Origin of the sequence: Flavivirga abyssicola (assembly GCF_030540775.2) — a bacterium.
Lineage (GTDB): Bacteria > Bacteroidota > Bacteroidia > Flavobacteriales > Flavobacteriaceae > Flavivirga > Flavivirga abyssicola.
Window position 1 is genome coordinate 1917883 of the sequence record NZ_CP141266.1, and the last position, 20864, is coordinate 1938746.

A 20864-nucleotide genomic window follows, 5' to 3' on the forward strand; every position below is an offset into this window, starting at 1 on the left:
TTTAGCAAACAGTTAAATGCGCATAAGCATAAGAAAATCTTCCGCTTTCTGGCACGGATAGCATTATTTTGTCTCCTTTTTTCAACTTTCCAGAAGACATTAATTCTTCAAGCATTAAGTAAATAGAGGCAGACCCAACATTGCCCACTTTATCTAAATTAGTAAACCAACTACTTTCTGGAATTTGCAACCCTTTTTCTTTAATGCCAGCTTTTAATTTTTCAGCAAAATAATTAGACGATAAATGCGGTAGAAAATAGTCGATATCCGAGGGGTCTTTAGCATGTTTTTTAAAGACCAGTTCCAAGCTTTCTACCCCTTTATTAATAACATGCTTTTCTAAAATTTTAACATCTTGTTTTACAGAAAAGATAGATTCTTCTAACCATTGTTTAGAGTTGTATTCTGTCCAAGGTTTAATAGAACCATCGGCAAGTTTTTCTCCACCAGAATACATGCAGGTTTCCAATTCATGTGCATACGAATAGGCTTCCATCCAATCTACTTTTAAAGAGATACCGTCTTTATTTTTTTTGTTTTCTAATAGCATTGCCCCTGCTCCATCTGATAACATCCAACGTAAAAAATCTTTTTTAAATGCTATGATGGGCTGCTCTTCTAAAGATGAAAGCGACACCGCTTCTTCCTTAAACATATTTGCCCGTATTCGTGTAGAAGATCTTTCTGATCCTGTACAAACTGCATTGTTTGAATTTCCTGATTTTACAGATAAAAATCCAAACTTTAAAGAACTCATACCTGCACAACAAATACCTGAGGCTGAGTTTATCTCCAGATTTTTATTTGCTAATAAACCATGAACCATGGATGCATGTGAGGGCAATAATTGATCGGGGGAAGAGGTTCCGCAGCATAATAATTCCATACTGTTTTGAGTAAACGAATCGTCAAATAACTTTGCAATGGCTTCTTTAGTTAATTCTGCATTGGTATGGGTAATTTCGCCCTGACTATTCATGGCATAATAACGCTCCTTTATGCCATTATTTCTTAATACTATTCTTTTTGCTCTAGAAGGCTTGTCGTTAATTTGACCTAAAACACCTTCCATTTCATCATTACTAATAGGGTTATTTGGTAAAAATTTTGATATCCTTGTTATGTAAACGTCTTTCATTTAATCCCTTCTATTTAATTTCTACAGATGAATAATATTTTTTATCCTTTTTTATCTTTCCAGACAAAGGCAGATAAGTCAACAAAAATAAAAGAAAAACCACGGGAGCAATAACCCAAATGGCAAATAATAAATAATAATTAAACATTTTAATCCAAATTGTACGCTTATGGATACTTCTTTTCCCTTTAGAATAGATAAGTTTTGCCCATTTACCAAACAAAACATTGGCTCTTTTATCTGCTAAAACTAAAAAAGGTTTTATTTCTACAGCTTTTTCTTTGATTAGGCTTTTTTGAAGATTATCGAGCTTATTACTAACGGTATGATCTAATATAATATCACCAAACCTTGTAGATTCATCAATATCTTTTTGAGACACGCCCGGTTTAGGAAATATGCCTAGATACTTCTTTTTCTCTCCAGTAAACATCCATTGTACTATGGTAATAACACTTATATGGTTTATATGTCTATCTCTTAAAACAATGTTGCCGACTAATTTCGAACCACATTCCTTAAGTAAAGCTTTTGTTTTTTCTTGAGCCATTATCCACATATTTCTACAACCAATAACCGTAATTACCGGCGTATTTACCAGTAATTGTTTAGCTTTAGGGGTACGTAATAAAGAATTTGTTGGAATTGATGGGCTTAAATACCAAACGGAATACCCTAAAATGACTAAATCGAATTTTTGATTTAGAATGGCTTCAGGGATGGGTTTTATTTTTGAAGGAATTTGAAGAAAAGATTCTGGAAATGCATTTAAAAAGTCTTTTTTTTTCCATGGAAACGCAAAAGGTGTTTCCATTTCTATTTGATGGTGAACAACTTTTATGTTTTTGGAACTATTAAGAGGCATCGCTATATTATTTACGATTTCTGTTAATTGTCCAGATTGAGAATAATGAATAACTAGAATGTTCTTCATTTTATTACTTATTGTTTGCATCCCAAAAATCAAAATAATTAAACCATTGTAATGGGTATTTTTTAATCATCCATTCTAAGCTTTGCGTATATTCTTTTAGTAATGCTTTAGCATCTCTATGCTTGACCTCGGCTGTTCTTGCATAAAGGTGGTAGTGTTTTCTGGTTTCTTTTAGTACATATACAAAAAGCACAGGAACTTGTAATCGCGAGCTTATAAGAAATGGACCAGCTGGAAACTTTGTTTTTTTACCCAATAATTCTTCTTCTAAATATTTTGAATCTTTAATGTAGCGGTCTCCTGTTATACAAACAATTTCATTTCTTGCCAATGCTGCATTAATTTCAAAGATATGGGAAAGGTCTTCTTTAATAAGAATGATTTTTATATCAGGTTTTTTTGTAACACTGTCAAGATAATCTTTTATAGCGGTATGTTCAACATTCGTTGTGAGTAAACTTATGCATTCATTTTCTTCTAATTCTCCAAAAAAATGCTGAGCAATTTCAAAATTACCCATATGACCACTTATAAGTATACCCCCTTTTTTTTGTTTTAGTATGTCTTTTATACGTTCTATACCGTCATAATCATAGGTAAATTTAGATTTTAACCCAGAAGAAATAGCAACTTTATCTATTATGGTTTGTCCAAAAACAAAATAACTTCTGTAAATGCTTACTATACTTTTAAATTTGGAATAGTTTAGTCTTTTATGAAAGTAATAGTAGGTCGCTATGGTGCTGTCCATTGCAAAAAGGCAGAAATAAGCAGCAACAAAATATAAAATGAAGTATGCTGAACGTAATCCCAGTTTTTTGATGCAAAACATGAATATTTTGTAGCCTAAAACTGTACCTCTGGACTTCCCTTTCCATTCAGCAGCCATACATATTTGGGTAAAATTATTTTAATTTGTTTTCAATAAGATTGTAAAAATCTTGAAGTGTAATAATATTTATAAAATCTTCTCCTACTAGTTTAACGCCAAAGTTAGATTCAATAGACACAACAAGGTCTACAAAATCTAAACTGTCCAGCTCAAGAGTTTCTTTTAAGTTAGCTTCGGGTGAAATATCATCATTTTCAACTTCAAATTCATCTATAAGAAAGTCGTTTATTTTTTCAATAATAACTTCTTTATTCATCTTTGTGCTTTATTTTTTTTATTATTAATGCAGAATTTGTTCCTCCAAACCCAAAGGAATTGGACAAAAATACATCAATTTTTTTATCTAACGTTTTACTTACCAAATTTAATTTTGCTGCATCTTCGTCTGGTTTCTCTAGATTTATGTTAGGAGCAATAAAAGAGTGCTGCATCATAAGCATCGAATATATAATTTCACTAGCTCCAGCCATCCAGCATTCATGTCCTGTCATAGACTTTGTAGAGCTTACATAAGGACCGTTTTCTCCAAAAACATCTAATATTGCTTTAGCTTCATTGGCGTCTCCAACTGGTGTTGAGGTAGCATGTGCATTAACATAGTCGATACTGTTAACGGGAATGTTTGCTTGTAAAATAGCTTTATTCATGGCGCGGGAAGGACCATCGACATTTGGTGTCGAAATATGTTCTCCGTTTGATGAAAACCCATAGCCTATAATTTCACCTAGAATAGGAGCGCCTCTCTTTATGGCAGACTCATAACTTTCTACGATTAAGGTTGCCCCACCACCACTAGGTATAAGACCGTCACGATTTTTATCGAAAGGACGCGATGCCTTCGCTGGTTGATCTTCGTTTGCAGAAAACACGCCTAAACCATCAAAGCTTGCCATGGCTAGTTCGTTAATTTCTTGGGCACCACCACAAATAATACAATCTTGAAGGCCACTTTTTATAAGTTGATATGCCATACCTATAGCGTGAGAGCCACTTGCGCAGGCAGCACTTATAGTAAAATTAACACCTGTTAATTTAAAAATAGTAGAGAGATTCATGGTTACGGTAGAATTCATGCCTTTAAAAATAGATCCTGAGCCTACTAAAGTCGTGTCTTCTTTCTCTCTAATTTTATCAACAGATTCTATGACAGACTTCGCTGTGCTATCATTGCCGTAAAGAATGCCTACTTCGTTAGCATCTATAAACTCTTGAGTGATTTTTGCATTTTCTAAGGCTTCAATGGTTGCCATATAGGCATATGATCCTTCTTCTCCTAAACTAATGCGTTGTCTTCTTGTAAGGAGATTTTTAAGGTTAGGTGTCTCTACCATGCCTGTTAGGCTTGAACGGTAGCCAAAGGGTTTTCTTTTTTCATCAGAGATAATTCCAGAGGTTCCGTTATAAAGAGACGTTTTTACTTCTTCTAAATTTTTACCAATACAGGAATAAATTCCCATGCCCGTTATTACAACTCTTCTCATCTTTCAAATTATTTATGAGTAAACCCCCCCATTTATATTTATAACTTCTCCAGTAATGTAAGAGGCTTTTTCTGATGCTAAAAAAGATACTAAATGTGCCACTTCTTCAGGATCTCCAAAACGATTTGCAGGGACTAATTTTTTTAATTCTTTTTCATCTAAATCTCCAGTCATATCTGTTTTAATAAATCCAGGGGCAACTGCATTTACTGTAATCTTACGTTTAGCTATTTCTTGAGCTAAAGCTTTAGTGGCTCCTATAACAGCCCCTTTTGCTGCAGAATAATTGGTTTGACCAGGAGTTCCTTTAAGTCCAGATAATGAAACAATATTGATAATACGTCCATATTTTTGAACCAACAACTTCTGAATTAAGTGATTTGTTACATTAAAAAATCCGTTAAGGCTAGTATTAATAACATTATTCCAATCTTCAGGTGTCATCCACATAAATAAACCATCTTTTGTGATACCGGCATTATTAACGATGACTTCAATAACAGCGTCTTTATTGTTTTCATGCCAATTATCTAAAACAGATTTTACTTCTTCGTTGTTAATGACATTAAATGGTAATAATTCTCCTGTACCACCAACTTCTTTAACAGCTTCTAAAGTGTCTAAGGCGGCTTGTTTATTACTGTGATAATTAATTAAAATGTGATAATTAGTGTCTTTAGCTAGTTGAATACAGATGGCTTTCCCGATCCCTCTTGAACCACCAGTTACTAAAGCATATTTTGTAATGTTATTTTTGTCCATTTTTAGAATGAGAGTTAGGGCTTAGTATTTTTTGAAAAAAGTTCAGCATTTTGATACCATTTACCACCTAATGCTTCACCTTTTTTATTTATAAACCCCCATTGTTTACCTTTTTTTACACGAGCTAATCCGTTACGAAATCCTTTAACATTGTTTTTACTAAATAAAGATAATCCACCAGCAGTAATTTGATATTGTGCTGGTATAATCATTTCCCCAGATTTATTAATAAAACCCCATAGTTTTTTTTCTTTCACGGGAGCTAAGCCATCTGCTGAAAAGGTTTCTGCGTCTCTGAAATTGAGTGCCACCACTTCTTCTCCCTTTTCATTAATGTACCCCCATAATTTTTTATTAGAGACAGGTGCTAACCCATTATTAAAGGCTCTTGCTTTATCAAATCTAGGTTTTATTACCCATTCACCAGAATTATTTATAAACCCAATTTTCTTATTACTTCTCGCATAGGTTAATTCGGAATTGTCATTAAAATCCCAAATTTTATCAATTCCTACTGTAGTGTTGAATTTATTATTGCTAATCACACCAAAAGTTTCACCTTTTTTTGCCCAAACACCATGTTTATTGTAACTCCCTATTTCAGAGTATTCTACGGAAATAAAAATGGTGCCTTTTTTGTCGATCATACCCCAATAATCTCCTTTTCTCGCTCTGGCGTAACCGTTAATAAATGGTTTAATGACATCATACGTTGGCTCTAATATGGTTTTTCCGTCAGTTCCCAGAAGCCCGGTTTTTTTAGCTTTTTTTAGAAAAGCAACGCCATCATTAAAATCATAATATTTTTCTGTTACAGGAGTGCTTAATTTTTCTCCCGAAGCATTGACGTAATTCCATTCGTCATTTTGAAGTACCAATACGTAACCAGAATTGAAGCTTTTTACTCTATCGAACTCAGGATTAAGAACCCACTTGCCAGATGTGTCAATTAGACCCCATTTTTCATCTTTAAAAGCGGCGGCATATCCATCTGAAAAACTACCAGCTTTTTTAAATTGAGGTTGAATAACGTATTCTCCAGATGTGTTAATGTAACCAAAAAGATCGTTATCTCTAACTAGGGCTAATTCTTGTGCATTAACAAATGTTAGATTTAAAAAAAACGTAAAAAGTAAAGTGTAGTGAAATTTCATTATACTATATTGTTTTCGTGATTCATAATAAAGTCTTTAACCTTATTTACATAAGGATACATGACAATGTCTTCTGTAAATATAGGAACTAAATGTCTTACAGCATCATACATTTTTTTAGTTTTTGTAGATATTTTATCTTGTGTTTGAAGATATTCAATAGCCTGTACTATGGTTATCATTTCAATAGCAACGACTTCAAAAGCATTTTCAATAACTTTTTTTGTAATTAACGCTGCATTGGTTCCCATACTAACAATGTCTTGATTATCATTGTTATTTGGGATACTATGAACGTACATTGGGTTGGATAGCATTTGATTTTCGGCTGTAGTCGATGTCGCTGTAAATTGAACACCTTGCATACCAAAATTTAGACCTAACTTCCCAAGGTTTACAAATGCAGGAAGAATATTATTAAGACTTGGGTTTAATAAATAATTAAGTTGACGTTCAGCCAGCATACTCATTTTAGTTACCACTAATTTTAATTTGTCCATTTCTAATGATACATAGTCCCCATGAAAATTCCCACCATGATATACATGTTGTTTTTCGACATTTACAATAGGGTTATCGTTTGCAGAATTAACTTCTTCAATTAATATATTTTCTATATTATTTAAGGTATCTAAAACAGGACCTAATACTTGAGGGACGCATCGTAAAGAATAATATTCTTGTACTTTTTCTTCAAAGATGGTAACCTCTGGATTTTTATTATATAAAAACTCTTCACGTTTTCTGGTTAGCTTGCTGTCACTTAAATGTGTTCTCATTTGTTTAGCAACTTCTCGCTGTCCTTTATGTTTTTTTGTTTGATTTAACTCAAAGGATAAGTGATCATCGTAAGCTTGAACGATTTCATTGATTGCAGAAGAACACAAGATCACCCAATTAAGCAATCGTCTGGTATTTATGGTGTTTACAATACCAATGCCAGTCATTACAGAAGTACCATTCATTAAAGCCAGCCCTTCTCGTAAAGCAACAGTAATAGGTTTTAGGTTTTCTATTTCAAAAACTTCTTTTGTGGATTTTAATTCATTCTTATAAAAAACTTCACCTTCACCAATTAAAACAAGCGCTAAATGAGCTAATTGTACTAAATCGCCACTAGCGCCAACACCGCCATGCTCATAAATTAACGGAATGATATCTCTGTTAATTAATGCACTCATTAATTCTATTACCGATTTATGTACTCCAGAATGGCCTAACGACAGCGTATTTAATCGAGCTAGCATAGCTGCTTTTACATACATAGGATCAATAATGTTTCCTGTGCCGGAAGCATGACTTCTAATTAAGTTGTACTGTAGCTTTATACGATCTGTATCATCTATTTTATATTGCGCCATGGGGCCAAAGCCTGTGTTAACGCCATAGATAGTTTTGTTTTCCGAAAACATTTTTAAAAAATTAAAACTATTTTCAATAGTTTCAAAAACCGTATTATCAATTTCGATAGGGTTGTTTTCAAAAATGATTTTGTAAAAATCTTCAATACCTAAAGTTCCATTAAGTTTTAACATCTAGACTGTGTTGGTAAAATTTAAAAATAATATTCCAATAACTAAAGATAAAATAGTTATTTTGGAATGCAAATTTAGAATAATAAATGATACCAACTAAAAAGATTGTAAGCGAAGAAAGTGTTGATGTCCTAATTATAGGGGCAGGACCATCTGGATCTGTCTCTGCATCATATTTATACGACAAGAAATGTAGGATAAAAGTGATAGAAAAAAGTAGGTTTCCAAGGTTTGTTATAGGAGAAAGCTTGTTGCCTAGATGCATGGATCATTTTGAAGAAGTAGGCTTGTTAGATAGACTAAAAAAGTGTGACTTTGAAGTTAAAAAAGGGGCGCGATTTATTAGGGGAGAAGAAGTGTGTAATTTTGATTTTAGTAAGAAACATACAGAAGGTTGGGATTGGACTTGGCAAGCACCGCGAGCAGATTTTGATAATGTACTTGCAAATGAACTTATAAAACGAGGTGTAGATATTGCTTTTGAACATGAGGTGGTTGATGTTGTTTTTAATGAGGATGGAACTTCTATAACGACCATTAAGGATAAAGAGGGACAAAGCAGTACGGTTAAAGCAAAATATATTATTGATTCAAGTGGGTATGGTAGGGTCTTACCACGACTTTTAAACTTAGAAAAACCATCAGAACTTCTTAATCAGTCTTCAATATTTACACATGTAAAAGATATAAAACGCCCTGAAGGGTGGGAAGGTACGCGCATAACATTTGATGTTATAGATAGACGAGTATGGTTATGGGTTATTCCGTTTTCTGATGATACAACGAGTATTGGTTATGTTGGACCAACAGAATTTATAGAATCTTTTGAAGGAACGCAGACTGAAAAGTTAGCAAAAATGCTCAAACTTTCAGATTATTATGGGGATAGGTTTGAAGGTGTTGATTTTTTATTCAATCCTGTTGAAATAAAAAATTACTCTAAATCTGTAACTCAGCTTTATGGCAAGGGATATGTACTCACTGGTAATAGTGCCGAATTTTTAGACCCTGTGTTTTCTTCTGGAGTTACGTTTGCGACTGAATCTGCTTTACTTGCTGCAAAATTAATAGTTAAAGAATTACAGAATGAGGAAGTTAATTGGGAAGTAGAGTATTCAGATTACATTAAAAAAGGGGTTAATGTTTTTGCCACTTATGTAAAGGAATGGTATACTGGAAATCTTCAAGAAATATTTTTCCACAAGCCGGAGAATCCTGAAATTAAAAAACAAATATGTGCCGTTTTAGCTGGATATGTATGGGATGAAACCAATCCCTTTGTGAAAAATCATCATAGATTGGTTAAGACTGTTGCTCGTATTATTGAGATGGAAAAAGAAGAAGCGAATAGTTAAAAAACTATTCGCTTCTTTACTTCTTTATTTAATTAAGAAAAAATAAGATGGTTATCTGTTTTCCCCACCACTAGTTGCAAACTGATGGGAGCGTGGGTCATTCAGAGCGCAGCGAAGAATCTCTTGAACAGGTCTTTACAAAAGAATTATTTTTCAATCTTATGATTTTAAAACCCTGATCGGTTATAGTATATTCGCTACCGCAAGTTTTTAACTTGTGGCAATAAGAGTAAGAAAAAATAAATTAGGAAGCTACTTTAGATACAGAATAGCTTTTGTATGTAGCCGTTTAAAAATTAAATAAAAAGGTACTCATCACAGATGAGTAATAGTTTCGTGCCACCAGTTGCAAACTGGCGGGAGCAGTGATGAAACCAATCCCTTTGTGAAAAATCATCATAGATTGGTTAAGACTGTTGCTCGTATTATTGAGATGGAAAAAGAAGAAGCGAATAGTTAAAAAACTATTCGCTTCTTTACTTCTTTATTTAATTAAGAAAAAATAAGATGGTTATCTGTTTCCCCCACCACTGGTTGCAAACTGATGGGAGCGTGTGTCATTCAGAGCGTAGCGAAGAATCTCTTGAACAGGTCTTTACAAAAGAATTATTTTCCAATCTTATGATTTCAAAACCCTGATCGGTTATAGTATATTCGCTACCGCAAGTTTTTAACTTGTGGCAATAAGAGTAAGAAAAAATAAATTAGGAAGCTACTTTAGATACAGAATAGCTTTTGTATGTAGCCGTTTAAAAATTAAACAAAAAGGTACTCATCACAGATGAGTAACAGTTTCGTGCCACCAGTTGCAAACTGGCGGGAGCAGTGTAAAGGCATTAAAACCTATGCACAAAACAGTTGTCCATTAAGATTAACCCTTTTTCTTCAGTAAATCATATTTGTTAGTAATCGTCATCTTCAAAAAAATATAATAGTCCCTTTTGTCTTGAGTAAGCTTACTTTCGAGCTTTAAAGATTCTTCTACTATAGATAATAAATCATCTTTGCTCTTTAAAATGAATAAGTTACTAAAATCAACATCTAATTGTTGACTTATAAAATATATCTTATCCCAACCACTAACGTTTTCAAATCTTTCAACTCTTCCCACCATAGTTGGGTTTGAGCCTAACATTAAAGAGAGACTATGTTGAGATAGACCTTTCTTCAATCTTGCCAGTCTTAGAACACATCCTATTTGAATATTTAAAAGATGTAATTCTATTTTACCATACTTTCTCATATTGTAAAATTTGAAAATCTTTGTAAGTAAATATACTGTGTTAGTCAAGAAAATTAAAAAAAGTTACATAAAGGCTTCCTCTTTCCATTCGTGTTTGAAATCAAATAATTCCTTAGGATGTACTTTCAATGCTCCTGCAAGCTCTAAAATTGTAAAAAACTGAACATTAATTTTACCTTTCTCAATTTTATTTATTTTACTATTATCCAAATCACATTCTTTCGCTAACTCTCTAAGGCTTAATTTCTTGTCTAATCTTAGTTCGGCAACACGTCTTCCAAATAAGACTAAAACTTCTTCTTTATATTTTTTGTTCATATTCTTATTATTATGTCTTTGAATATGACTTATTCTTGAAAAAAAATCGCTGTCTTTAAAGACAGCGATTAATAAATTTTTATTATATTAGACCCAGAATTAATAATTTTGCAATTCTTCTTTTAAAATATTGAAGCAATTGCTTAGAATCTCGGAAAGAAAACGGGTAATTTTTTTGCAAACGAGATGATAAGCAGATTGGCTCACGTACCCGGGCGTGGGCTCTCTTATCGTTCCAAGGTATACCAGTACCCCTGATAGGTAAGTTGAGTTCCGCGCCTTTTTTGTTTCCATACATTACAGGTTATAGTGAGGTATTTACCTCATGTTTCAGGCAACTAAACTTTAAATTTTACTAACCAATAAAAAAGTAACATGTATTGCTATGGAAAAAACAGTAACCGATTTATTGCCAGATACGTTTGCAATGCCGCCCTATGCCGTTATAGTCACACTTATTTCATTGTTGAACAGCTCTGGGTTAGCGGATAGCGTTGTAAAACATTGTATAACGGGGCTAAAGATTATCACCATTATGCACCTGTGTAAAAACCATGATATAGAAATCGATATTTTAGAGAAAAAATATTTCGATGCGTTCTTTGAGAAACTTCCACAAACATATTATAAGAACAGGGAACTGATTACAGAAATTATGATTATTGAAAATATTGACCAATGCGTTAAGGCCAATAAAATACTAAGTGTTGATAGCTAGAGCCAAACAACACCAGTTCTCAGGTGTTTTTGGCTCTTTTCATTTGCGGAGCCAGGGAACTCTTATAAATTGAACAGATTGCCACAGTCGTGCCTCCTTCGCAATGACACTAAATTGTAGGCCTCTTCATTTTATATCTAAACCAGTACTTGTTTCTTTTTCTGAAATACTCAATAAAAACAATAATCAAAGCACTTATACCAAACAAAGGAAAAAAAATACCGAGTAAAACAATTCATTGATATGGAAAAAGAAAAAGCGAATAGTTGTGTTGACTATTCGCTTCTTTACTTCTTTATTTAATTAGCTTAAAAAGCTTTTTTCATAATTAATTTAGATAAGGTTTTACCTGTTTTTGCGTAACCTTCTCCTAAACGGTCTTCGTTACTAAAGGTTCCTCCAAATCGGTTTCCGGGAGCATTTTTAGCTGTAATTTCCAATACCACATTATCTCTATTAGCAGTTTCAACAAACTTTAGTAAAGTAGATACTTTTGCTGGTTGTCTCATAACGCCAGCATTCCATCCTGGGTAAATCCATACAGTTTCTACTACAAGTGTATATTTTGCATCTGAAAGACCTTCTTCAAACGACATTCCTTTTTTTTCATGCAAATCTCTATTCATAAGCTCTAAAAATTTTGGAGCATAAATAATTGTACGACTAGATTCCCATTTTTTCTTCCAGGCTTTTCCTTTTCCTTTCCCTTTCGACTCTAAATCTTCAGATCGTTCCTTCACATATTCATCGTTAGTGAGGTTTTTCTTGAAGATTTTCATGTTGTCATATACAAACTCGACATTGATTTGTTTTTGATCTTTAATAAAATCAAAGCCTCCACTCACTACTTTAATTTTTTGTGAATAGATTAAGGACACACAAAATAGCGCCAAAATAAATGTTAATTGTTTTTTCATATTATAAAATTTAAGGATTGAAAACTGTAGTTATACTATGCCAAATATAAAGTTAATTCTTAAGCATGCAAATACTTTAAGCGAAACTTAAGTAAATGTATTTGTTTTTTTGATGATTAGTTATTTTTGAATTACAAAATTCTAAAAGAGAAAGAGTTACCGATTATTTTTTTAATAGGTATGTTGTTTTTTGCTTCTTTGCTATGAAAAAATTGGAAGGCGTACTTTTGATTTAAGGTGTTAGTTAATTTTCACAGCCTGTAAACTATCATTATTCTTTACAGCTATGATATATTTTTTGTTTTTAACAGCAATGGTTTCTATATCCTTTACATCTCCGGGAATAAACAATCCACTTTCAGAAGAAGGTATAGCTTGAAATGAACCCGAATTATTTCCTTTTAAAAACAAACCATAACCGGCATCGTTACGTGGTGTTTCAACCTCAGACATGAATAGGTTTCCTGCAATTAGGGCATCTAAGGCACCATCATTGTCATAATCATCAATAAGGATTTTATTAATACTCGACACTTGAGCTTCAACAGGTAGTTCATGTATTATAAATGTCCCGCCTTTATTTTCAAGATAAATACTGGCAAAGGATTTTACTTGATAATGCAGGGCAGATTCTAAGGATTTTTCTTCATAAACATCCACCAGAGTAGCTTCAGAAAAACTTTCGTAGTTTTTAAACTTCTCTTTAATATTTGGTATTTGTTGCGATGAGCATTCTCGTCCTCTTACGGGGTATTGCTTGCCTTCGTTATAGTAACTTAATACAATATCTTTTTTACTATCGTTATCAAAATCATTCACATAAATATCGAAAGTTTCATTTTCGGTGGCTTTATATTTATAGTTTAGTCCGTTATTTCCAACGATATAATCCATATCACCATCATTATCAAAATCCCCTTCATTAATACTCCACCACCAACCCGTAGTGTCTTTTGTGAGGCCAACTGCTTCAGATACTTCTTTAAAACCATGCTTTGTATTTTGAAACACACGGATGGGCATCCATTCTCCAACTATGATGATGTCTTGCCATGCATCATTATTAAAATCGGTGATAATAGCACTTGTAGCCATGCCTAGATTTTCAAAGGAACTAGCGAATTTTTTGGTAACATCTTCAAATTTTACAATGCCGCCCTCTGTTTTATTCTCCAATAAAAAGCTCTTTGCTACTGATGGATAGTTACCTGGAATTTGCCTTCCTAAAACCAATACATCCTGCTTACCATCTTTATTAAAATCAAGATTATAGGCTTTAGAGCCACTTACTATCATTTCGGGTAAAGCATTTTTTGTTTTTGTTAGATGGCTGTTTCCATCATTTATATATAATCTGTCTTGGAGCATTTTAGATTTTGGTGAAAATTCATAACCACCACTTACCACGTACAGATCGTTGTCTCCATCATTGTCTGCATCAAAAATTAAAGCCCCAAGGTCTTCACTTAATTTATCAGACTGGAATGCCTCTGAATTTTGAATTTCAAACCCGTTATCTGTTTGAAAAAACAAGCTTCCTGTTCTATTAAATGATCCGCCAATAAAATAATCGTCTAAGCCATCCTGATTTAAATCACCAACTGCAAGGGCAGGGCCGAGTGTAGACATTTTATGAGGCAAAAGCACTTGATATTTAAAGTCGTCAAAATTATTTTCGTCGTGTTTATATTCTGGGAAAACGGCTTTTACATGAGAAGAAAATAGTTTGTTTGAGTCGTTTAAAATAGGATCTGAATCACCTTTAGCGTCCGAGTATTTTAAAATAATCGTTTGATTGCTTGAAACGTTATTTAATTTTTGAATTTTTCCATCTGTCCAAACCACTTTTAATTCGTTTATAGTATTGGATGTGCCTAAGCCAAAATGTATTTCTGGCGCTACCGAAGATTGAAACCCACGAGTTAATGTAAGTTCCTGCATTTGTGTTTCGTTATTAGAAGTAACAAAAACACGATTCCCTAAACCAAATTTATTTTTTGAAGTACCTTCAAATTGTATGCTCAAATAATTATTGATTTCTGAGCTTTTATTTTCAAAAAGAGAAGCATAATCATCAATATTGTTAGTGATGATTTCTAAATCACCATCATTATCTAAATCTGCATAAGCCACACCATTAGAAAACCCTTTAAACTCGATACCCCAATCTTTATTGGCTTGTTTAAATTTTAAGTCCCCTTTGTTTTTATAAATAAAGTTGTCGATTTTCTCAGAAGGAATTTTTAAACTCATTGCTAAGGTGCTATCGCTATCAATAGAGAAATCGTCACTTAGATTATTGAAAAAGTCACGGTTATTTACCTCCCGTCTTGTACCATTTGAGATGAATAAATCTTTTAAGCCGTCATTGTCAAAATCTGCAAATAAAGGCCCCCAGCTCCAATCTGTAGAAGAAACGCCTGTTAATCTTGATATGTTGGAATAAAAAGGGTTGTTGTCTTCAAAAACACCTGTGTTTAGCTGTAAACAATTTTGCATATATTGATAATGAAACCCAGCATTTACCACACCCCAAAACAAATCTGGATTCATCCCAGCCATATTTGCTTTTTTGCGTTTATTGGTTTTTGCATCCATATCTACCTGATAGATATCCAGGTTGCCATCATTATTAAAATCTGCAATGTCTACACCCATGCCATAAAAAGCTGTATGCGAAGTTGCTTGTTTTACGACCTCTCTAAAGGTGCCGTCTTGGTTATTTATATACATGTAATCTGGCGAGGCAAAATCGTTTGAAATATACAAATCTGGCCATGTGTCATTATTTAAATCACCAACAGTCGCACTTAATGTTAAACCAAAACTTTTTACGCCTGCTTGATTGGTTACATCTGTAAAGGATGTACCATCGTTCCTGTATAAATGATCAGTTTCTACATCATTAACCTGCGCCATTTTTTGCTGGTAAACATAAACAGAGGCATTAAATTTGGTTATGGGATAGTTGGCAACATATACATCAAGATCACCATCTTTGTCATAGTCAAAAAAAGTGGCTTGTACACTGTTTCCTTGATCTGCTAAACCATATTCTGATGCTTTTTCAGTAAAAGTGCCATCTTGATTATTAATGTATAGCTGATTTTCTTTAGGATTAAATTTGCCAGCTACAGAACAATAAATATCTAAGTAACCATCGGCATTAATATCTGCCATGGTAACACCTGTATACCATCTGTTATCTCCAGAAACACCTGCGAGATCTGTGATGTCTTCAAATTGAAGATTGCCTTTATTTAAATATAATTTATTTGAAACCTGATTTCCTGTAAAGAAGATATCTTTTAGTCCATCGTTGTTTATGTCTCCTATAGCAACACCGCCACCCATGTACAAATAGGAGTATGTGAAATAATTAAGCGAATCGTTTTCTGTGAGTGTATTAGAAAAATCTATACCTGTTTTTGAAGCGTTAAGTGTTTCAAATATTTTACTATTTGAAATAGACTCTTTTTCTTTTGAACAATTAAAAAAGAGTATCAAAAAAAACAAACCAGTCATTATTTTTAATACTCTAATTTTCATGCTATTAATCTTCTTTTTTATTTAAATTCTTCGGTATAGTAAGTTGTAGCGTCCTGTATTAGTAACTCCATATTGTTGCTCTCAGAATTAATTCTGGATTCATTCCAATTTAAGTACATAATAAAATCTTTCAAAACAATATCCAAATATTTTTTAATGCTTGGAATATTGAAATATAAACGGCCAGTACGTCTAACAAAGAAATCTGTTAAACTATTGGTCATTTCATAGTGAATGCCATACCAGGTTTCTGCCCTAATTAACCTTTCTAAAGCATCTTCATTCTCGAAATCTTTCATTTTATCGATTATAGTATCGGCCTGTTTTCCATAAGTAGTACACAGGTACCAAGCGTGATAGGGCTCTACAATTCCTAATTTAGATAATTGATTTTCTATATCTGTTTGATAAGTGTTTACCGCTTCTTTAGAATGAAGCGCAGGACTCACTAAAGGAATTGTTTCAGTTGATGATTTTTTAAATTTGGACTTTCGCTTTTTACTCATGGTTTTTAAAACGGCTTCGATAACACGTTGTGCCATTTTACGATAACCAGTAAGTTTTCCGCCTGCTATAGAAATAAGACCACTATCTGAAATAAAAAGTTCATCTTTTCTTGATAGTTCTGAAGGGTCTTTGTCTTCTTCGTGGATGAGAGGTCTTAATCCCGCCCAATTAGATTCTATATCATTAAGAGTTAAAACGATACTTGGAAACGTCTTGTTTATGGCATTTAGTAAATATTCAGCATCGCTTTTTGTAGCAACTACGCGTTCTAAATTACTTGAATAATTGGTGTCGGTTGTACCAACATAAGTAACCCGTCCTCTCGGAATTGCAAAAATCATTCTGCCATCCGGTACATCGAAATAAACGGGTTGATTTATTGGTAATTTTTCGGAAGGAATAACAATATGAACGCCTTTGGTAAGGTGTAAATATTTATGATTCATGGATGCGTCTTTTTTCCTCACAATATCTACCCAGGGACCAGCAGCAGACACATAATTTCGTGCTTTGATGCTTAGTTTGTTTCCTGTGTTATGATCCATACAGTTTAGGTGTTCAATTTTGGAGTCTGCATCATAACTAAACGATTCCATTTCACAATAATTAACTATTGTGGCACCAAACTCGGCAGCCTTTTTTAGTATTTCGATGGTTAATCGGGCATCGTCTGTTCTATATTCAGCATAAAGTCCGCCTCCTAAAACTACAGATTCATTTAATAAAGGTTCTTTTGTTAGAGTTTCATTTTTATCTAACATTTTACGTCTATCATTACCAGATACATTTGCTAGAATATCATAAACCATGAGTCCAATAGAAGTCATCATTTTGCCATAGGTACCACCTTCAACTAGAGGCAGTAGCATTTTTTCTGGAATGACTAAATGTGGTGCTAATTTATGAACGATAGCACGTTCTGAACCAGATTCTTTTACTAAGCCTATTTCTAATTGTTTTAAATATCTTAAACCACCATGAATCAATTTTGTGGATTTATTACTAGTCCCTGAGGCAAAGTCGTTTTTTTCTATAAGACACACTTTTAATCCTCTAGAAGCTGCATCTAAAGCAATACCTGCTCCTGTAACACCTCCACCTATAATAGCTAAATCAAACTTTTTACTGCTTAACTTTTCAAATTGTTTACTTCTGTTTAAAACTGAAAAACGCTTCTTTCCTTCTTCCTTATCTACTTTCATTCTAATGTCTTTTAGTTCTTTTTACGGCTTTTTTCCAGCCTTTATATTTTTGTTTTCTTGTTTTATTATCCATTTTTGGACTAAAAACAGTATCAACTTTTCGTATAGTTTCCACATGGTTTTTGTTCCAAATATTTGCTTTTATCCCAGCTAATAATGCTGCTCCAAATGCTGTTACTTCTATCATTTTTGGTCTATCTACATCTACATTTAAAAGGTCTGACTGAAATTGCATGAGATAATTATTAGCACTAGCACCACCATCAACCTTTAGGGTTACTATTTTTTCATTACTATCCTTCACCATAGCATTTATAACATCTTTAGTTTGATATGCTAAAGCTTCAACCGTTGCTTTTATAAGCTCATTTTTTCCTGTATCTAATGTCATGCCGTAAACACTTCCTTTGGCTTTGGCATCCCAGTGTGGGGCTCCTAAACCAGCAAATGCCGGCACAACATATACCTTTTTTAAAGGTGGTATGCTATTACAAATAGCCTCAGTATCACTTGCCTTTTCAATAATTTGCATCCTATCTCGCAACCATTGAATGGATGCGCCTCCAGCAAAAATGCTGCCTTCTAAGGCGTAATTTACAGATTCAGAGTCGAGGCTGCAGGTTAGTGTTGTTAAAAGCCCTTTTTTAGACCTTACTTGTTTTTCTCCTGTATTTAGTAATATGAAACAACCTGTTCCGTAAGTACTCTTTGCAATGCCAGAGTGAAACCCACCTTGACCAAATAATGATGCTTGCTGATCTCCAGCAACACCATAAATAGGGATGTCTATACCTTTATAATCAATCGAGCCAAAATCTGAAGAAGAGTTTTGAACTTTAGGAAGCATGGATTCAGGGATCTTTAAAACCTCTAATAGCTTTTTATCCCAGTTTAATGTCTTTATATTGTAAATCATGGTTCTGGATGCATTGGTATGATCCGTAACATGCTTTTTACCCTTGGTGAATTTATAGATTAACCAACTGTCAATAGTGCCAAATAATAATTTACCTTGCTCTGCTTTTGCTTGTGCACCTTCCACATGTTCTAAAATCCATTTTAATTTGGTTCCAGAAAAATAAGAATCTATAACAAGTCCTGTGTTTTTTTGAATGTATTTTGAAAGCCCTCTTTGCTTAAGTTCCTTACAAATCTCAGAGGTTCTTTTGTCTAACCAAACAATGGCATTATGGATAGGTTCTCCTGTTTCTTTATCCCAAACTACGGTTGTTTCTCTTTGGTTTGTAATACCTACAGCTGCAATGTCTTCGATTTTTATGCCAGATTCTGAAAGTGCTTGGTTAAAAGTTTCTAATTGATCGTTATAAATTTCTAAGGGATCATGCTCTACCCAACCAGATTGCGGGTAATGTTGTGTTAGTTCTTTTTGAGCAATTGCTTTTATTTGTCCTTTGTCATCAAAGACAATGGTTCTTGTACTTGTAGTTCCTTGATCGAATGCTATGACATATTTCTTATTCATTATAGGGCCATATTTTAATTAAAAAATAAAGTAAGTACTTAAAACAAGTATCGTAATTATTATTCCTACCACCTTAGCATATTTCCATGGTTCAATATCTATTTGTTCAGTAATTGTAGGTGTGTAGATATTTTTATTAGGGTATAATTTACCCATTAATAACATAAAAGCGACATTAATAACAAATAGAATTCCCATAATATGTAAAAAATGAGGATATGCCTTCGCTTTTATAATACCCAATTCTTTTGCATTTGTAATACCATTAGCTGCTGCTTCTGCCAATGCCGTTTCAACAAAATAGGGACTTAATACAAACTGGCTTACTAAATACATTAACACGCCAACTGTTAAAACAATTTTAGCTCCTAAAGCGGGTACATTTTTGGTGATTATTCCAACTGTTACAACGGCTAGTATTGGAACACTTAAACTTCCTAAAGATTCTTGTATATATGAAAACAAACCATCAGGTGCATTGGCGATGAATGGAGATATTGTCATAGATATTATGGCTAGAATCAGTCCGAATATTTTCCCAGCTTTCACCATTTCTATTTCAGAGGCATTTGTATTGAAATATTGGCGATAGAGATCAACACCAAATAAAGTTGAACTGCTATTTAATAGACTATTAAATGAACTTAAAACAGCTCCAAATAAAACAGCTGCAAAGAACCCTAAAAATGCTCCAGGCAATACTTTACGCACTAATGCCGGATACGCCTGATCTGCATTTTCCAAGTTTCCTTCAAATAGATGCCAGGCAATGATACCTGGTAATACCACAATAATTGGAATTAAGAACTTTACAAACCCTGCAAGTATCATCCCTTTTTGGCCTTCTTTTAAACTTTTTGCTCCGAATACACGTTGTAAAATAGATTGATTCGTTCCCCAGTAGTACATTTGAGCTATCATCATTCCCGTAAAAATAGTACTGAATGGAATAAATGAATCGATGTCTCCTTTAGCATTAAACTTATCTGGATTGGCCTCCCATAATGTGCTTATTCCATTTGACACACTACCATCTCCTATAAGCATTAAACCAAAAACAGGAATTAAAAGCCCTCCGATTAACAAGCCTATAGCGTTAACTAAATCGGAAACAGCTACGGCTTTTAGTCCTCCAAAAATGGCATATATAGAGCCAATAATTCCTATGGACCAAACACATAGCCAAATGACAGCGGATTGAGATATCCCTAAAGTCTCTGGTAAATCAAACATGGTACTGAATACCAGAGAGCCTGAGTATAGTATAGTTGGTAATAATACAATGCCAAAAGCTACCAAAAAGAGTATAGATAATATCGATTTGGTTTGCGCATCAAATCGTTCTTGAATAAATTGTGGAATTGTAGTAATGCCCGATCGCATATATTTTGGTAACAGATAAATAGCTGTTACAATCATAGAAATTGCAGCTAATGTTTCCCAAGCCATCACTAGCACCCCTTGAGCAAAAGATTGTCCGTTTAGTCCAACAATTTGTTCTGCTGAAAGATTTGTTAGTAATAAAGAGCCTGCTATGGTAATAGCTCCTAAACTTCTTCCTCCAAGATAATAACCGTCTGCAGACCTCTCGTCTGTTTTGCGTGTTGCATACCATGCAATAAAGGCTACCAATAATGTAAAACCAATAAATGAAATAATTGATAGCGTTCCCATAG

General features: G+C 33.5%; 17 protein-coding genes. 2 read left to right on the plus strand and 15 right to left on the minus strand.

From position 1 onward, the window contains the following. Position 1: 1 nt before the first annotated feature. Genes Q4Q34_RS08055 through Q4Q34_RS08090 form a run of 8 tightly spaced genes read right to left on the minus strand, consistent with a single transcriptional unit; the run spans position 2 to position 7896 of the window. On the minus strand, positions 2–1138 hold the full coding sequence (locus tag Q4Q34_RS08055; protein ID WP_303316748.1) for a beta-ketoacyl-ACP synthase III: 1137 nt from the start codon (positions 1136–1138) through the stop codon (positions 2–4). Positions 1139–1148: 10 nt separating this feature from the next. Next, entirely contained in the window at positions 1149–2072 is a 924-nt protein-coding gene (locus Q4Q34_RS08060) for a dialkylrecorsinol condensing enzyme DarA (RefSeq protein WP_303316749.1), read from the minus strand. A 4-nt stretch (positions 2073–2076) separates the two neighbouring features. Next, positions 2077–2961: an LpxL/LpxP family acyltransferase gene (locus Q4Q34_RS08065; protein ID WP_303316750.1), complete on the minus strand. Its 885-nt coding sequence runs from the start codon at positions 2959–2961 to the stop codon at positions 2077–2079. A 16-nt stretch (positions 2962–2977) separates the two neighbouring features. Continuing rightward, positions 2978–3220 carry an acyl carrier protein gene (locus tag Q4Q34_RS08070; RefSeq protein WP_303316751.1) on the minus strand — a complete coding sequence of 81 codons (243 nt, stop codon included), beginning with the start codon at positions 3218–3220 and terminating at the stop codon, positions 2978–2980. Beyond that, positions 3213–4445 (minus strand): beta-ketoacyl-[acyl-carrier-protein] synthase family protein, encoded by a 1233-nt coding sequence (locus Q4Q34_RS08075; protein ID WP_303316752.1) that lies wholly within the window; start codon positions 4443–4445, stop codon positions 3213–3215. The genes Q4Q34_RS08070 and Q4Q34_RS08075 overlap by 8 nt, the downstream gene beginning before the upstream one ends. Positions 4446–4457: 12 nt before the next feature. Beyond that, a complete protein-coding gene (fabG, locus tag Q4Q34_RS08080; RefSeq protein ID WP_303316753.1) occupies positions 4458–5207 on the minus strand; it encodes a 3-oxoacyl-ACP reductase FabG in 750 nt (249 codons plus the stop codon). Between the two features lie 14 nt (positions 5208–5221). Further along, on the minus strand, positions 5222–6361 hold the full coding sequence (locus Q4Q34_RS08085; protein ID WP_303316754.1) for a WG repeat-containing protein: 1140 nt from the start codon (positions 6359–6361) through the stop codon (positions 5222–5224). Then, entirely contained in the window at positions 6361–7896 is a 1536-nt protein-coding gene (locus Q4Q34_RS08090) for an HAL/PAL/TAL family ammonia-lyase (RefSeq protein WP_303316755.1), read from the minus strand. Before Q4Q34_RS08090 ends, Q4Q34_RS08085 begins: the two co-directional genes overlap by 1 nt. Positions 7897–7982: 86 nt before the next feature. On the opposite strand from Q4Q34_RS08090, the gene Q4Q34_RS08095 reads away from it, so the two are divergent. After that, positions 7983–9251 carry an NAD(P)/FAD-dependent oxidoreductase gene (locus tag Q4Q34_RS08095; protein ID WP_303316756.1) on the plus strand — a complete coding sequence of 423 codons (1269 nt, stop codon included), beginning with the start codon at positions 7983–7985 and terminating at the stop codon, positions 9249–9251. 871 nt (positions 9252–10122) lie between these two features. Here the strand turns inward: Q4Q34_RS08095 and Q4Q34_RS08100 are convergent. After that, entirely contained in the window at positions 10123–10494 is a 372-nt protein-coding gene (locus tag Q4Q34_RS08100) for a helix-turn-helix domain-containing protein (protein ID WP_303316757.1), read from the minus strand. Positions 10495–10557: 63 nt separating this feature from the next. Continuing rightward, entirely contained in the window at positions 10558–10812 is a 255-nt protein-coding gene (locus Q4Q34_RS08105) for a helix-turn-helix domain-containing protein (protein ID WP_303316758.1), read from the minus strand. Positions 10813–11197: 385 nt separating this feature from the next. Here Q4Q34_RS08105 and Q4Q34_RS08110 point away from each other — a divergent pair, with 385 nt between their 5' ends. Next, on the plus strand, positions 11198–11530 hold the full coding sequence (locus tag Q4Q34_RS08110; protein ID WP_303316759.1) for a hypothetical protein: 333 nt from the start codon (positions 11198–11200) through the stop codon (positions 11528–11530). A 308-nt stretch (positions 11531–11838) separates the two neighbouring features. Here the strand turns inward: Q4Q34_RS08110 and Q4Q34_RS08115 are convergent, their stop codons facing one another. The 5 genes from Q4Q34_RS08115 to Q4Q34_RS08135 all read right to left on the minus strand — a co-directional run bounded on the left by Q4Q34_RS08115 (position 11839) and on the right by Q4Q34_RS08135 (position 20862). Next, on the minus strand, positions 11839–12447 hold the full coding sequence (locus tag Q4Q34_RS08115) for a hypothetical protein (protein WP_303316760.1): 609 nt from the start codon (positions 12445–12447) through the stop codon (positions 11839–11841). Between the two features lie 240 nt (positions 12448–12687). Then, positions 12688–15996 carry a VCBS repeat-containing protein gene (locus Q4Q34_RS08120; RefSeq protein WP_303316761.1) on the minus strand — a complete coding sequence of 1103 codons (3309 nt, stop codon included), beginning with the start codon at positions 15994–15996 and terminating at the stop codon, positions 12688–12690. Between the two features lie 17 nt (positions 15997–16013). Continuing rightward, a complete protein-coding gene (locus tag Q4Q34_RS08125) occupies positions 16014–17705 on the minus strand; it encodes a glycerol-3-phosphate dehydrogenase/oxidase (RefSeq protein ID WP_303316762.1) in 1692 nt (563 codons plus the stop codon). Between the two features lies 1 nt (position 17706). Next, complete coding sequence (glpK, locus tag Q4Q34_RS08130; protein ID WP_303316763.1) at positions 17707–19188, minus strand: glycerol kinase GlpK; 1482 nt, start codon at positions 19186–19188, stop codon at positions 17707–17709. Between the two features lie 18 nt (positions 19189–19206). Next, entirely contained in the window at positions 19207–20862 is a 1656-nt protein-coding gene (locus Q4Q34_RS08135) for a solute:sodium symporter family transporter (protein ID WP_303316764.1), read from the minus strand. Positions 20863–20864 lie beyond the last annotated feature (2 nt).

Coding starts and splice junctions, on each gene's coding strand:
- Q4Q34_RS08065 (WP_303316750.1), bottom strand. CDS start 2,961: ATGGCTGCTGAATGGAAAGGGAAGTCCAGAGGTACAGTTTTAGGCTAC.
- Q4Q34_RS08070 (WP_303316751.1), bottom strand. CDS start 3,220: ATGAATAAAGAAGTTATTATTGAAAAAATAAACGACTTTCTTATAGAT.
- Q4Q34_RS08085 (WP_303316754.1), bottom strand. CDS start 6,361: ATGAAATTTCACTACACTTTACTTTTTACGTTTTTTTTAAATCTAACA.
- Q4Q34_RS08115 (WP_303316760.1), bottom strand. CDS start 12,447: ATGAAAAAACAATTAACATTTATTTTGGCGCTATTTTGTGTGTCCTTA.
- Q4Q34_RS08105 (WP_303316758.1), bottom strand. CDS start 10,812: ATGAACAAAAAATATAAAGAAGAAGTTTTAGTCTTATTTGGAAGACGT.
- Q4Q34_RS08095 (WP_303316756.1), top strand. CDS start 7,983: ATGATACCAACTAAAAAGATTGTAAGCGAAGAAAGTGTTGATGTCCTA.
- glpK (WP_303316763.1), bottom strand. CDS start 19,188: ATGAATAAGAAATATGTCATAGCATTCGATCAAGGAACTACAAGTACA.
- Q4Q34_RS08120 (WP_303316761.1), bottom strand. CDS start 15,996: ATGAAAATTAGAGTATTAAAAATAATGACTGGTTTGTTTTTTTTGATA.
- Q4Q34_RS08100 (WP_303316757.1), bottom strand. CDS start 10,494: ATGAGAAAGTATGGTAAAATAGAATTACATCTTTTAAATATTCAAATA.
- Q4Q34_RS08125 (WP_303316762.1), bottom strand. CDS start 17,705: ATGAAAGTAGATAAGGAAGAAGGAAAGAAGCGTTTTTCAGTTTTAAAC.
- Q4Q34_RS08135 (WP_303316764.1), bottom strand. CDS start 20,862: ATGGGAACGCTATCAATTATTTCATTTATTGGTTTTACATTATTGGTA.
- Q4Q34_RS08060 (WP_303316749.1), bottom strand. CDS start 2,072: ATGAAGAACATTCTAGTTATTCATTATTCTCAATCTGGACAATTAACA.
- Q4Q34_RS08055 (WP_303316748.1), bottom strand. CDS start 1,138: ATGAAAGACGTTTACATAACAAGGATATCAAAATTTTTACCAAATAAC.
- Q4Q34_RS08090 (WP_303316755.1), bottom strand. CDS start 7,896: ATGTTAAAACTTAATGGAACTTTAGGTATTGAAGATTTTTACAAAATC.
- Q4Q34_RS08075 (WP_303316752.1), bottom strand. CDS start 4,445: ATGAGAAGAGTTGTAATAACGGGCATGGGAATTTATTCCTGTATTGGT.
- Q4Q34_RS08110 (WP_303316759.1), top strand. CDS start 11,198: ATGGAAAAAACAGTAACCGATTTATTGCCAGATACGTTTGCAATGCCG.
- fabG (WP_303316753.1), bottom strand. CDS start 5,207: ATGGACAAAAATAACATTACAAAATATGCTTTAGTAACTGGTGGTTCA.